This window comes from Actinomadura vinacea, assembly GCF_039532545.1.
Taxonomy (GTDB): Bacteria; Actinomycetota; Actinomycetes; order Streptosporangiales; family Streptosporangiaceae; genus Spirillospora; species Spirillospora vinacea.
This window is the reverse complement of record NZ_BAAARW010000039.1, coordinates 305,194-318,410: the sequence shown is the minus strand read 5'-3', so window position 1 is coordinate 318,410 and position 13,217 is coordinate 305,194. Positions and strand designations below refer to the sequence as shown.

Genomic DNA, 13,217 nt, shown 5'->3' with positions numbered 1-13,217 from the left:
CCGGGCTACGGCCGCCAGCGCGGGTCGTAACCGCTGGTCAGCAGCTCACGGTCGTGACGCCACTTGGGTTCCTTGTTCGCGGTGATGTTGGTGATGCCGCGCAGCCGGCGGATGAACGCCCCGTACGGCTTGATCAGCGCGGACGACAGGTGCGCCCCCGGCGGCATGTCCATGAACGGCATGAACTTGTCCGGGAAGCCGGGCATGGTGCAGGCGATGCAGATGCCGCCCACGTTGGGGCAGCCGCCGACCCCGCCCATCCAGCCGCGCTTGGGGACGTTGCAGTTGACCACCGGCCCCCAGCAGCCGATCTTCACCTGGCACTTCGGCGAGTTGTAGTCCGTGGAGAAGTCGCCCTGCTCGTAGTAGGCGGCCCGGTCGCAGCCCTCGTGCACCGTCTTCCCGAACAGCCACTGCGGGCGCAGCATGTCGTCCAGCGGCGGCGGGGGCGCGGCGCCCGCGGCGTGGTAGAGCACCCAGGTCAGGGTCTCCATGAAGTTGTCCGGCTGCACCGGGCAGCCCGGGATGTTCACGATCGGGAGCCCGCCCGCCGACCGGAAGTCCCAGCCCAGGTAGTCCGCCAGGCCCATGCAGCCGGTGGGGTTGCCCGCCATCGCGTGGATGCCGCCATAGGCGGCGCACGTCCCGATGGCCACGACCGCCCAGGCGCGCGGCGCCAGCATGTCCAGCCACCGGTCCAGCGTCATCGGCTCGCCGGTGACGGGGTCGTTGCCGAACGACGTCCAGTACCCGTCGCCGTTGATCTTCTCGTTCGGCACCGAGCCCTCGATCACCAGGATGAACGGCTCCAGATCGCCGCTCGCCGCGGCCCGGAACGGGGCCAGGAACTCCTCGCCCCCGAGCGTCGGCGACAGCACCTTGTTGTACAGGTGCACCTTCGGCAGGCCCGGCACCAGGCCGCCGATCACGTCCTCGATCGCCGGCTGGGACGCGGCCGTCACCGACACGGTGTCGCCGTCGCAGCTCATGCCCTCGGAGATCCAGAGGATGTGCATCTCCTCGAAGCCGTCCCCGGTCCCGGCGTACCCGTTCACGCCGGCCTCGACCGCGCTCACTCCGGTCATGGTGCGCTCCCCCCGTCCACGGTGATCGATTCCAGTACGACGTCGTCGCGGCCCGTGCTCTCCACGTCCACCGCGCCGCAGGCCGGGCAGGCCGCCAGCACCATGGCGCTGGTGACCGCCGTCTCCCGGCCGCAGTCCCCGCAGCGCACCGAGAGCGGCTCCAGGACGAGATCGACGCCGGCGCCCTCGACCGCGGTCCCCGCCGCGGCCATCCGCACGCCCTGCTCGATCACCCCCGGATCGACGGGATGCCCCCCGATCCGCACCCGGATCGCCCGCACCGGCCGCCCGCCGGCCCGCTGCAGGGCCGCCTCGACGATCGCCTCGCACATTCCCATCTCATGCACGCGCCCGCTCCCCCTCCATGCCCGCCACCTGGGTGCCCGCCACTTGGGTGCCCGCCACTTGGGTGCCCGCCACTTGGGTGCCCGCCACTTGAGTGCCCGCCACTTGAGTGCCCGCCAATTCGGTGGCCACCAGTTCGGTCACGAGCCCGACGGCCTCGTCCACGGCGGCGCGCACCGGTGGCGACAGCTCCATGCGCTCGTCGATGCGGGCCGGCCTGCAGCCCACCACCAGGACCCGGTCGAGACCGCCGCCCAGCCGCCGCAGCAGCCCGAGCACGGCCATCGGATGCATGCCGTGCCCGTCCACGGCCGGCATGCCGAGCGGATCCGCCCGATCGGCGCCGTCCGCACCGCCCTCCACTGGATCGGCGTCGTCGTGCCCCGCGTCGACCTCGATGACCGCCAGCGTCCCGGGCGGCCCCTCCACCGGGACGGCGTCCACCATGATCAGCACGTCGTGCCGGCCGTCCAGCAGCTCGTAGGCCAGGTGCACGCCCCGGATGCCGTAGTCGGCGACGTCCACGCCCTCCGGCAGCCCGCGGCCCGCCAGCCGCCGCACGACCTCCACGCCGAATCCGTCGTCGGCGAGGAACACGTTGCCGATGCCCGCCACCAGGATCCGGCGGGTTCCGTCCCGGGTCACGGCCGCTCCCCCGCCGCCGGCAGCGGCTCGATCTCGTCGGGGGAGAAATAGCGGTACCGCCCGTACCACTGGTTCAGGTCGGCGGCGGGGTCGTCCTCGACCGTGACGGCCACGTGCGTGGCGTCGTCGACGTCGCTCAGCACCGCCTCGACCAGAGCGGTCCGCCCGTCCAGGAACCGGTCCTGGGGGTCGGTGCCGCGGGTGCGCGGCCGCAGCCGGACCCGGCTTCCCCGGGAGACGGGCACGCCCCCGACCACGACGCCGCCGTCGCCGGGCGGGCGGCGGGTCCCGTGCAGGCGGGCGAACGCCTCCGGCGGCATCGCCTCGGTCCGGTCCACGATCTCGGCGGCGCGCGGGTCGGTCGCCCGCGCCTCGCGCTTCTCGGCGTCGGTCAGCGTCAGCGTGCGCAGCGACAGGATCTCGTCGATCTCCGTCGCGTCGTGCAGGTCGCCGGGGCTCTCCGGGGCGACGCGCGGGTGGTCGTACAGCAGGATCGGCGACGACAGGACCACGTGGTGATCGCCCGCGGGACTTGCCAGCACGGGGAAGGTGTGGACGTTCACGCACTCCCCTGCCGCCGCCTCCGCCCACGACGGCGGTTCGAGCAGGGAGAGGAACGCGCCCTCGCCCGTCGCCAGCAGCACATGGCAGGCCAGGAGCGAACCCTTCAGCGCCTCCTCGCGCGGAGCGTCCGCCGCCGTGCCCGCGTCGATGTTGTCGACGCGCACGCTCAGACGGCTGAGCCGGTGCGGGGCGTCGCAGCGCGCCGCCGACACCGTCACCGACGCCGCCAGCGGCCGGCGCCTGCGCACCACGCGTCCGGCGGGCCGCCCCGCGTCGTCCTCGACCGGCTCGTGGTCCTCGCCCCCGGGCACCTGCACGGCGAACTCCGCGGCGCCTTCCGCCACCTCCCCCAAGGAGAACTGGAAATCGAACTCCCGCGGCACGGCCTCGTCGAAAGCGAGTTCCATCCGCGCACCCGCGTCCAGGGAATCGACCGAACGGTAGGAGCCATCGGGAAGCCGCTTTTCCACCGCTTTACTCTGCAGCTGAAGAAAACGGACGCGGCATTTGATCACGGCCTCTCCGGGGCCTTCCAGAAGGCATTCGGTCCGCTGCCACGGCGCCTCGGCCGAACCGGCCACGCTCGTGTCGTCCAGGCCGTGGGCCTGCGCCCACACCGGCGGGACGAGCACGCCGAACTGCCAGCGCACCCGGTTCTTACCGGACGAGCGGCGGTACGGGTACAGCAGGTAGCCCTCGTACAGAATCGCGTCGGCCACGGCACGGGCATGCTCGAAACCGTCGACGGCCGTCACCGGCTCGCTCCCCATTGGGCCGCACCTCCCGTGGCATTCCGGAATACGCCTTCACCGCGTCCCGCACCGATCAGTCCACGGCATGCGATGCGCGCGGGTCGGCCGCTTCCGGTATAGCAAGCGAGATCAGCTTCGGTAAGTGAAGATCGCCAGTAGGTGCCTTTCGCATCTAGCACCGTCCTGCGCCGCGCGGCCCCGTTCTCCTGCCTCCGCATGCCGCCACGAAAAGAGGGCAGAGCCCCACATGGGAGGCGCCCATGGGATCGCTCACGAACTCGGGGAACACCCGTGCGGTCGTCCGTGCGGGAGCGCGCGGGCTCCTCGCCGCCATGGCGATGACGGGCATCCGCAACGTGGCGGCCGCGATCGGCCCCCACGAGAAGACCCCGCCGCAGGCGCTCATGGACGAGCACGCGCCGCCATCCGTACATCGACTGCCGGAACGGCACCGGCAGGCCATCACCGAGCTCGCCCACTGGGGCTACGGCGCGGTCGGCGGGGTGGTGTACGGCATGCTCCCCCGAGAGGTCCGCACGCATCCGGCCACCGGTCCGGCATACGGGCTGGCGGCCTGGCTCGCCTTCGAGGCCCTCTTCGCCCCGGCCCTGCGCCTCCGGCACGTCCACGAGCACGGTTTCCTCTGGCGGGCCGTGGGGGCGCTCGACCACACCCTGTACGGGATCGTGGTCGCCGGGCGACTCGCTCCGGAGCCCGTGCAAGGGGACCGGCGGCGCTCCCAGCGGAGGCGGCTGATCCCCCGCGCCCGGTTCAATCGTCTCCTTCGAGCGTGATGCGTTCGGCCTCCGTCAGCGAGGGCGGGAGCGAGGTGTGCGCGGCCGCATGATCAGCGCGGCGACGTGGTAGGCGCACGGCTCGTCGCCCGGGTTGGCGTAGGCGTGCGGGAGGTGGGCGGCGAAGTAGACCGAGTCCCCCGGGCCCAGGTCGACCGTCCGGTCCCCGACGGTCAGCCGCAGCGTGCCGGACTCGACGGCGATGAACTCGTGGGAGCCCGGGGCGTAGGCCGGGTACTCGCCCGCGTCGCATCCCGGCGGCAGGGTGGAGCGGACCCATTCGAAGTTCACGCCGGGCACGACCGGCGTGAGGACCGTCCGCCGCCATCCGCCGGGCTCCTCGACGGTGTCCTGGTCGGCGGCGCGGCGCACGATGACCCGCTCGTCGTCGGGACGGGACACCAGGTCGGCGAGGGAGGTCCCGAGGCCGTCGGCGATCCGCGCGAGGACGACGATGGTGGGCGCCTTCCGGCCGCGCTCCACCGAGGACAGCATGCTCACGCTCACATCGGCCGCCTCGGCGAGCCGCTGGAGGGTCAGCCCCCTGCCGTACCGCAGCTCCTGGATGCGCCCGCCCAGCTCCACAAGATCCAGCATTGTTCTATAATGGCACTTGGTTTCGCTATAGAGAATTGGATGTGCCGTGACCGCTTCCGAACCGGTGATCCGACCGGCGGTCGCCGCGGATCTCAAGGCCGTCGCCGAGATCTTCGCCCACTACGTCCTGCACACCACGGCCACGTTCGAGGAGATCCCGCCGACCGCCGACCAGTGGCGGCCGCGGCTCGCCGACCTGACCGGCCGGGGCCTGCCCTTCCTGGTCGCCGAAACGGGCGGCGAGGTGGCCGGATACGCCTACGCCGGCCCCTGGCGCCCCAAACCGGCCTACCGGTTCACCGTCGAGGACTCGATCTACCTCGCGCCCGAACGGACCGGCCGCGGCCTGGGCGGTGCGCTGCTGGGAACGCTGCTGGACCGGTGCGCCCGAGCGGGCCTGCGCCAGGTGGTCGCGGTCATCGCCGACACCGGGACCGACGCCTCGGAGGCGCTGCACGCGCGGCACGGCTTCACGCACGCCGGACGGCTGGCCCGCGTCGGCCTGAAACACGGCCGGTGGATCGACACCGTGCTCATGCAATGCGTCCTGCCCTGCGACGAGGGAAAGGCCGGCGGCCGGAACCGATGAAACCGGACGCCCCCGCGGCCTCGCCCGCCCCCGGCGAGCCGGAGCGGCACGTCCTGCGGCGGGCCCTGGTCGCCCTCTGCGTCACCGAGCTCACCAGCTGGGGGATCCTCTACTACTCGTTCCCGGTCGCGCTCGCGGCGGTCACCCGCGACACCGGGTGGTCGGCGGCGACGGCGATGGGCGCCTTCTCGGCCGGCCTGGTCGTCAACGCGCTGGCGACGGCGCCGGTCGGCCGGCTGCTGGACCGGCACGGCCCGCGCCGCGTGATGACCGCCGGATCCGTGCTGGGCACCGGCGCGCTCCTGGCCGTCGCCGCCGCCCCCGGCCTGCCGTGGTTCGTCGCCGCGTGGCTGCTGGCCGGGCTGGCCCAGGCGACGCTGCTGTACCCGCCGGCCTTCGCCGCCCTGACCCGCTGGTACGGCGCCGACCGGATCCGCCCGCTGACCGTCCTGTCGCTGGTCGGCGGGCTGGCCAGCACGCTCTACGCGCCGCTGACCGCCGCCCTGCTCGCCCACCTGGACTGGCGGGCCGTGTACGTGGTGCTGGCCGTCCTGCTGGGCGCGATCACGCTGCCCCTGCATCTGTCCTTCCTGACCCCGTCCTGGGACGGCCCGTCCAGCCGGTCACGGACGCGGCACCGCCAGGCCGTCCGGGAAGTCGCCTCCAGCCGGGCGTTCCTCCTCCTGGCGGCCGCGACGGCCCTGGCCGGGCTCGGCATCTACGCCGCCACCACCAACCTCGTCCCGCTGCTCACCGGCCGCGGGACGGACACGGCCACGGCCGCCGCCGCCCTGGGGCTGTGCGGCGCCGGGCAGGTGCTCGGACGCCTCGGCTTCCCGACCCTGACCCGCAAGACCAGTCCCCGCGCCCGCACCATCGCCATCCTGAGCGCGTGCGCCGCCTGCGTCGCGGCGCTGGCCGCCGTCCCGGGGCCGCTGCCGCTGGTGATCGCCGTCGCCGTGCTGGCCGGTGCCGTCCGCGGAAGCTACACGCTGCTCCAGGCCACCGCGGTCAGCGACCGCTGGGGCACGCACAGCTTCGCCACCCTGAACGCACTCGCCACCGCTCCCGCGGCGCTGGCCATTGCCCTGGCACCCGCGACCGGGGCCTTCCTCGCCGACCTGCTCGGCGGCTACCCGGCGGCGTTCACCCTGCTGGCCGTCGTCGCCCTGGCAGGAGCCGCTTTGGCCACGGGTACCCGGCCAAGCGACCGCTGACCGCGGACGTTCCCGGTCGCCCGCCCGCGCGCAAGGGGACGCGGGGCTCCCGGAGTCCGGGAGCCCCGCGCGGCGCGGACGCGGTCAGTGGAATCTGAAAGTGGCCGAGTCGACGGTCTCGCTGCCCGGGCAGAGGAAGCTGCCGGAGATCTTGGTGGCGGTGAAGGGGCCGCCGGTGTAGTTCCGCGTGGTCCCCTGGCGGTTGACCGAGACGTTGGACACCCGGTAGCCGCAGTTGACGCCGAGCACCGAGGCGGTGACCTGGATCTGCGCGGACGAGGCGGTGCCGGCGCCGTCGTTGAAGGTGACCGTCGGGGAGCTGCTGAGGCTCACGGTGATGCCGCCGGTGCAGGTCGGGCTGATGGTGGTGTGGTTGACGGTCAGGGTGTTGGGGGGCGTGTTACTGGTGGTCGCGTTGGTCCACGAGCAGGTCGTGCTGCCCACGACGATGGTGCCGTCGACCAGGCCGGGGGCGGCGGCGTGGGCCGGGGCCGCCACGAAGCCGGCGGCGGCGATGACGGAGAGGCCGACGAGCAAGCTGGCGGGTCTCATGGGGAGTCCTCCTCCTCGACACATTCGGCGGTCCTTCCGCCGCCGCCCGACGCGACCGGGCCGGCCGGTGGGTGGGAGTGGGAGGCCGGTGCCGGCGGGTCGAACGTGAATCTGTCTCATAATCGGCGCCGCGGGCCGGGAAAAACCCGTCCGATAAGGACGGGTTTATTGCGGATTGACCAGTTGTCGGCCGCACCGGGCGCAGCGGCAGGTGTGATCCCGCTGGCCCGGCCCCGCGGTGTCGAGCGCCTCGCGCAGCTGCCGCCGGCTGCTCACCTGGAGCTTGCGCATGGCGTTGGCCAGATGGAACTTGACCGTGCGGTCCGACAGGAACAGGTTCGCGGCGATGTCCCGGTTCGTGTGCCCCGAGGCCGCCAGCGCGACGACCTCCCGTTCCCGCGGGGACAACTGGTCGCCGTACCCCGGCCGGCCGCGCCGGTGCGGCACCGGCAGCCCGGCCGCCCGCATCAGCGGCTTGAGCCTCTCGGCGTCCCAGACGACGCCGAGACCGGTGAACGTGCCCCACGCCTGGCGCAGCAGGTCCGCGTCCGGCGTCCGCCCCGCCGCCAGCTGGGCCCGCACCTCGCCCGCGCACGCGTGCGCCGCCAGCCGCGGCTCCGGGAGCGCGGCGTACGCGCGGCGGGCCCGCCGGTAGCCCGCCGACGCGTCGCCGTGCCGCTCGAGCATCCGCGCCTCGGCGAAGGCGAGCGCGGCACGGGCGAGCGGCGCGTCCAGCCCGTTCAGCGCATCGCGATATCGCGGCAGGACCGGGCGCACCAGATCGAGAGGAGCGAAAGGCAGCAGCGGCGCCGCGTAGAGCCAGAGCCGCCCGCGGCCCAGCTCGTCCAGCACCCGGCGGGCCAAGGCGTGCCCGGCGTGCCGGTGCTCCTTGGTCAGCGCCACCCGGTTGAGCTCGGCCACGGCGCGCGCGGCGATGGCGAGTTCGCCGATCGCGCACGCCTCCTCGGCCACCTCGCGGAGCGTGCGGCGCGCCTGGTCCAGCCGGCCCTGGCCGGTGCCGACCTCGGCCGCCAGCAGCCGCGCGTGCAGCGGATCGCGGACCCGCGCCACGTCGGCGAGGACGCCCGCCTGCTCATCGGCTTCCAGATCGCCCATCGTCCAGCGGGCCCGCAGCGCGACGGCCCGGAGCCGGCGGTCGTACGTGCGCGACCGGACCTCGGCGGCCAGCCTCCGGCCCCGGTCGACCAGTTCAAGGCCGCGCGCGTAGTGCCCCAGGTGCAGGGCCGTCTCGGCCAGGTCGAGCAGCCCCCGGATGAGCTGCCGGTCCACCTCCGGACGGGCGCGGCGCAGCGGCAGGGCCTCGGCCGCCGGCCCGCCCACCGGGCTGCCGATCGCCAGGAGCAGGCGCGCCGTGGTCGTCGAGACGACCGCGTGCGCCATCGGATCGGTGGTGCGGGCGAGCGCGGCACGGGCCCTGCTCAGGTACGCGACCTGCGTGCGGAGGTCGCGCTGGGGCAGCCCGTTCGGCATGGCGAGCAGGGCGAGCGCGATGGCCCTGAGGTCGGGCCGCCCGGCCAGCCCGCGCAGCGCGGCGCGCAGCCCGTCGGCCGCGGCCCCCGGGTCCCGGGACGACCAGGCGTGCAGCAGGAGCAGCTCGGCCCGCTGCGCCGGGGACGCGGTGCCCCCCTCCAGCGCCGCGGCCAGCAGGTCCGCGGTCGTCCCGCCCGGATCCACTCCGCCCGACGCCGCCCAGCCCAGCTTGATGGCCAGTTCCGTCCGCCTGTCCTCCGCGACCGCGCCCGCCTGGAGGACGTCCCGCAGGCAGGCGTGCGCCGCCTCGAAGGAGCCGTCGGCGGCGGCCCGCTCCGCGGCGGCCTCGGCGCTCTCCACCCAGGCCCGGACGTCGCCCGCGCGCCGGTGGTGGTCGACCGCCCGCACGGCCAGGGCGCCGCGGCCCGTACGCGTCAGTTCCCGCGCCGCGATGGCGTGCAGCCTGCGCCGCCGGTAGCCGGGGATCGCCTCGAGGACGGCGAGCCGGGCCAGCTCATGGCGGAACCGCACGATGCCGCCGTCCGGGCCGTGGTCGCGCAGCAGGCCGTGGCGGGCGGCCTCGGCGAGGACGTCGCAGGTGCGCTCGGCGTCCATCCCGGCGACCCTGCCCACCAGCTCGGTCTCGGCCGACCCGGCCAGCACCGCCGCGGCCTCCAGCGCGGCGCCCCCGGTGGCGCCGAGCCGGCGGACTCGGCCGAGGATCTCCGCGCCGACCGCGGACGGGACGAGCACCGCCTCGCGGTCCGGTGCCAGCGCCCACGCGCCGTCCGCCGGCCGGAGCACCCCGCGCCGGCGGAGCAGCCGCACGTCCTCGCAGACCGCGGACGGCACACCCCCGTTGCGCTCGTACAGCGTCTCGGCGAGGTCGCGGGGCAGCGCCGCGCGGGGACCGCCCAGGAGCGCGGCGGCCAGCCTCCCGGCGCCCGGGACCGACAGCGGCGCGAGCCGGATCCGGACGGCGGCGGGGCCCGGCCCGGTCAGGACCGCCGGGGGCGTGCCGGTGACCGCGACCGCGAGGTCCGGCGGCGGGCGGGCGCCGATCATCCGGAGCAGCTCGATCGTGCCGTCGTCGGCCCACTGCACGTCCTCCAGCACCAGGATCGTGGGGCCGAGCGCGGCCAGCAGCTCGGCGACGGCGCGCACCAGGCGGTGGCGGACCAGGTGCGGGTCCTCCAGCGGCGGCGGCGCGGGCGGCAGGACGCCGGCCAGGTCGGGCAGCACCGCCCGCAGCACGCCGGTGAGCGCGCCGGGACGCCGCACAGGCGGCCGGTTCGCCGTGGCGAGCGCCTCGATCACCGGCGCCAGCGAGCAGGACGACAGGGTGGGACGGGCCTGCCCGCATAACCGCGCACGCCCGGCCAGCGCCCGGTCGTCGAGCGCCTCGCGGAGCAGGCGGGTCTTTCCGGCGCCGGGCTCGCCCTCCACCGCGACGACGGCGGGCGGACGGGCGAGCGCCGCGACCAGCGCGGCCAGGGCACCGTCGCGTTCCACCAGCGGCGGCTCCTCAGGCGGCATCAGCGGTTCCTCCTGACACTCGCTGGGATTTTCACATGGGCGCATCGCCCTGCCTAGGCACGGATATCCGCACGGCCGATGAATTCACGAGCGTTGACAAGGGATGCCAACAATGGCGCCGCTGCTCGGCGCCGATTAGCATCCGGCGACAATTCAGGGCACCCGGCGATTGCGCCGGCGCCGCCGGTGCGCGAACTCGTCGAACCGCGCCATCTGGATCCAGTCGGGACGCCGTGGATAGCGCACCACATCGATGAGCGCGTCCAGCAGGACCAGCAGCAGCCCCAGCCCGCCCGCGGCGAGAGCGTGCCGCGTGGTGCGGGCGGCGTCGTCGCCGCCGGTCGCCGGACGGGGCGACAGCCGGCCGGACGGATCCCAACTCACCGCGATGACCTCGCCCTTGTCGGCCACCGAGGAACCGGTCACCATCGACCCCGGACCGTTCGAAGGGCAGCGCAGCCGGTACACGTACTCGGTGCGGGTGGTGGTGTAGCCGGGGTCGTCTCCGGAACCGGGATGGTACTCGGTGACGACCCGCCTCTTCTCGTCCTGGACGAGACATTGGGAGGTGATGCCGCGCTCGGCGAGGGCGTGCTGGGTCATCGCCTCATTGGCCAGGTAGTAGCAGAAGAAGAAGACCACCGCCGCCGCCATTCCCATCAGCGCCCTGGTACATCCGAAGAACAGCGCGGTGACGGGGGCGAACGCCACGAAGAACGCGGCCATTCGCAGCAGCACGCCCAGCACACCCATGGGCCCGAAGGCCTGCAGCCAACCGGCGCCGAAGGACAGCGCCACGGCCAGCAGCGCCAGGCCCGCGGGCATGAGGATCCGGAGGGTGATCACACGTCCCATGCCCCTTGGACGCCGTCAGGTAGGCCGCGGGTTCACGGCGGCCGGTCGCGGACACCGAACTCCCCCGCTCGGGGGAGGCGGTTCGCCACTACGGGTGATCAACGGCGGACGCGATCCCGTGAGAGTGAAGGTGCACGCAGCTAGCACCGCCTCTCACCCCCGCTCCCCCCTCTCACCCCCTCGGAACAGGAGTCACCTTGTCCGTCACGCTCCCGCTCATCGACTCCCCCCGGCCCGTCGTCCGCACCCGCGCGCCGCACTGGGCCGTCCGCGCCGCATGGGCGACCGTGCTGTGCACCGTGCCGTCCGGCGTGTGGCGGCTCGTTCTCGGCTTCGGCGGCGACGTCGGGTTCACCGGCGAACTCGGCGAGATGTACCAGGGCATCGACATCATGGTGTACGTCCTGGTGCTGACCGTCGCCTCGCAGGCCGCCGCCTTCCTGACGCTCGGCCTGGTGCGGCCGTGGGGCGAGGCGGCGCCGCGCTGGATGCCCGTCGTCGGCGGGCGGGCGCTGCCCCGCCGGGCGGTGATCACCGTGGCGGCGCTGGGCGCGGTCGCGGTGACGGCGCTGTGCGCGGCGATCGCCCTGGTCCCCGGCGGCCCGCTCGCCAACCCCGACTTCCCGCAGGGCGACGCCGGTCTGATCATGCACCTGTGCTACGCGCCCCTGCTGGCCTGGGGCCCGCTGGTCCTGGCGCTCACGATCGCCTACGCCCGCCGCACGCGGGCCTGACCGCCGGCGAGCCTGGACGGCGCGGCGGACCGGTGCGGTCCGCCGCGCCGTTCCGCGTCGTCCAACGTCGTCCAGTGCCGTCCCGCGGGTCAGTTCAGGCGTTCCCCCGGGCCGTCGAGCGGGCGGGCGCGGACGGTCGCGGAGCGCCACAGGACGTCCGGCATGAACAGCGACTGGGGCGGGGCGATCAGGGCCAGGACGTTCACCATCCGCATGCAGACGTGCTGATCGAGGTTGGCGACCTTGACGACGCGGGCCACGTACCGGTTGATGACGCGGGTGCTGATGCCCGCCGAGGCGCCCTTGGTGGTGGGGTAGCGCATATCCTCGCCGGTCGCGACGAGCCAGGCCCCCGCGGCGTTCTTGGCCATCTTCCCGGCCAGCGCGGTGGGGGCGGTCCCGTTGCGGATGCCGTCGTCCAGCGTCAGCGCGGAGAGGGCGGCGACGCTCATGCCCTGGCCGTAGAGGGGGTTGAGCGCGCACATCGAGTCCCCGAGCGCGACGAATCCCTCCGGCAGGCGCGGCATCTTCTCGTAGTGGCGGCGGTGGTTGGCCGTGCGCCGGTAGCCGGAGATGGGCGTCAGCGGCTCCGCATCCTTGATCGCCTCGTACAGGTGGGGGCTGCGCAGGGACTTGGCGAAGCTCAGGAAGCCCTCGTCGTCGGTGGGCGGGTAGTCCCCGGCCGTGCCGAAGAGGCTGACGATCCACCGGCCGCCCTCCTGCGGGAAGAGCGCCCCGGTACGCGTGTTCGGCGGGTCCGCCTGAAGGTACAGGGCCTTCCAGCCGGGGTCGAAGCCGGACGGGATGGCGTAGCGGCGGCTGGCGTACGCCAGCATCGGGTCGATCAGCGTCTGCTTGGGTTCGGGAAAACCGAGCCGGCCCAGCCATTCGGGGGCGCGCGTGCCGCGCCCGGTCGCATCGACGACCAGGTCGCCGCGTAGCGGCTCGCCGTCGCCCGTGGTACCGCGCTCGCGCGCCTCGACCCCGCCGACGCCGCCGCCGGTGGACGCGATCAGGCCGGTGACCTCCTGCCCGTCCAGCACGCGCACATTGTCGATCTTCGCCAGCCGGGCCCGGACGGAGAAGTCGAGCAGCTCCCGGCTGAAGGTCATCAGCCGGTTCACCTCGAACCGCCGCCGCCAGCCCTGCGGCGTCATCCACAGCAGGTCCGAGGGGATGCCGAGAACCGGCGCGCCCGCCGCGCCCAGTTCCTCCTCCAGGCCCGGGAACAGCCGCTCGGCGATCTCCATCCCGCGGCTCCACAGCACGTGCAGGTGCCGGCCCTGCGGGACGCCCGGCCGGTGGGCGGCCGAGTCGGGGAGGCGGTCGCGTTCGACGAGGGTGACGCGGTCGAAGTGATCGCTCAGCACCCGGGCGGCGAGCAGCCCGGCCAGGCTGCCCCCGACGACGATCGCGTGCTCGCGGGATGTTCCCAAAGTCTGTGCCTCCAGGCTCGCTGAC

Annotated in this window: 13 protein-coding genes; 4 read left to right on the top strand and 9 right to left on the bottom strand. The window is 74.1% G+C overall.

Annotation, left to right across the window (positions count from 1 at the left end; translation table 11 throughout):
* Window positions 1-5: 5 nt before the first annotated feature.
* Genes ABD340_RS42710 through ABD340_RS42695 form a run of 4 tightly spaced genes read right to left on the bottom strand, consistent with a single transcriptional unit; the run spans window position 6 to window position 3,409 of the window.
* Window positions 6-1,085 (bottom strand): NADH-quinone oxidoreductase subunit B family protein, encoded by a 1,080-nt coding sequence (locus tag ABD340_RS42710; RefSeq protein WP_344597234.1) that lies wholly within the window; start codon window positions 1,083-1,085, stop codon window positions 6-8.
* The gene (locus tag ABD340_RS42705; RefSeq protein WP_344597550.1) at window positions 1,082-1,423 is read right to left on the bottom strand and encodes a hydrogenase maturation nickel metallochaperone HypA/HybF; all 342 of its coding nucleotides are present in this window, start codon (window positions 1,421-1,423) and stop codon (window positions 1,082-1,084) included. The genes ABD340_RS42710 and ABD340_RS42705 overlap by 4 nt, the downstream gene beginning before the upstream one ends.
* Before the next feature lies 1 nt (window position 1,424).
* On the bottom strand, window positions 1,425-2,075 hold the full coding sequence (locus ABD340_RS42700) for a hydrogenase maturation protease (protein WP_344597233.1): 651 nt from the start codon (window positions 2,073-2,075) through the stop codon (window positions 1,425-1,427).
* Window positions 2,072-3,409, bottom strand: a complete 1,338-nt coding sequence (locus ABD340_RS42695; protein WP_344597231.1) for a hypothetical protein — start codon at window positions 3,407-3,409, stop codon at window positions 2,072-2,074. The genes ABD340_RS42700 and ABD340_RS42695 overlap by 4 nt, the downstream gene beginning before the upstream one ends.
* Window positions 3,410-3,651: 242 nt before the next feature.
* Between ABD340_RS42695 and ABD340_RS42690 the strand changes: the two genes are divergently transcribed.
* Window positions 3,652-4,185: a hypothetical protein gene (locus tag ABD340_RS42690; RefSeq protein ID WP_344597230.1), complete on the top strand. Its 534-nt coding sequence runs from the start codon at window positions 3,652-3,654 to the stop codon at window positions 4,183-4,185.
* Between the two features lie 15 nt (window positions 4,186-4,200).
* On the opposite strand, the gene ABD340_RS42685 is transcribed toward ABD340_RS42690, so the two are convergent.
* Entirely contained in the window at window positions 4,201-4,782 is a 582-nt protein-coding gene (locus ABD340_RS42685; protein ID WP_344597228.1) for a helix-turn-helix domain-containing protein, read from the bottom strand.
* Between the two features lie 46 nt (window positions 4,783-4,828).
* Here ABD340_RS42685 and ABD340_RS42680 point away from each other — a divergent pair, with 46 nt between their 5' ends.
* Window positions 4,829-5,371, top strand: coding sequence for a GNAT family N-acetyltransferase (locus tag ABD340_RS42680; RefSeq protein WP_344597226.1), 543 nt, complete (start codon window positions 4,829-4,831; stop codon window positions 5,369-5,371).
* A complete protein-coding gene (locus ABD340_RS42675) occupies window positions 5,368-6,588 on the top strand; it encodes an MFS transporter (protein ID WP_344597224.1) in 1,221 nt (406 codons plus the stop codon). Before ABD340_RS42680 ends, ABD340_RS42675 begins: the two co-directional genes overlap by 4 nt.
* A gap of 84 nt (window positions 6,589-6,672) precedes the next feature.
* Here the strand turns inward: ABD340_RS42675 and ABD340_RS42670 are convergent, their stop codons facing one another.
* From ABD340_RS42670 to ABD340_RS42660, 3 genes are all read right to left on the bottom strand, one after another.
* Window positions 6,673-7,140, bottom strand: a complete 468-nt coding sequence (locus ABD340_RS42670; RefSeq protein WP_344597223.1) for a hypothetical protein — start codon at window positions 7,138-7,140, stop codon at window positions 6,673-6,675.
* A gap of 165 nt (window positions 7,141-7,305) precedes the next feature.
* Window positions 7,306-10,167, bottom strand: coding sequence for an ATP-binding protein (locus tag ABD340_RS42665; RefSeq protein ID WP_344597221.1), 2,862 nt, complete (start codon window positions 10,165-10,167; stop codon window positions 7,306-7,308).
* A gap of 153 nt (window positions 10,168-10,320) precedes the next feature.
* Window positions 10,321-11,022 carry a hypothetical protein gene (locus ABD340_RS42660; RefSeq protein WP_344597220.1) on the bottom strand — a complete coding sequence of 234 codons (702 nt, stop codon included), beginning with the start codon at window positions 11,020-11,022 and terminating at the stop codon, window positions 10,321-10,323.
* Window positions 11,023-11,219: 197 nt separating this feature from the next.
* Between ABD340_RS42660 and ABD340_RS42655 the strand changes: the two genes are divergently transcribed.
* Complete coding sequence (locus tag ABD340_RS42655; protein WP_344597219.1) at window positions 11,220-11,756, top strand: hypothetical protein; 537 nt, start codon at window positions 11,220-11,222, stop codon at window positions 11,754-11,756.
* 89 nt (window positions 11,757-11,845) lie between these two features.
* Here the strand turns inward: ABD340_RS42655 and ABD340_RS42650 are convergent, their stop codons facing one another.
* Window positions 11,846-13,192: an FAD-dependent oxidoreductase gene (locus ABD340_RS42650; protein WP_344597218.1), complete on the bottom strand. Its 1,347-nt coding sequence runs from the start codon at window positions 13,190-13,192 to the stop codon at window positions 11,846-11,848.
* Window positions 13,193-13,217: the final 25 nt, after the last annotated feature.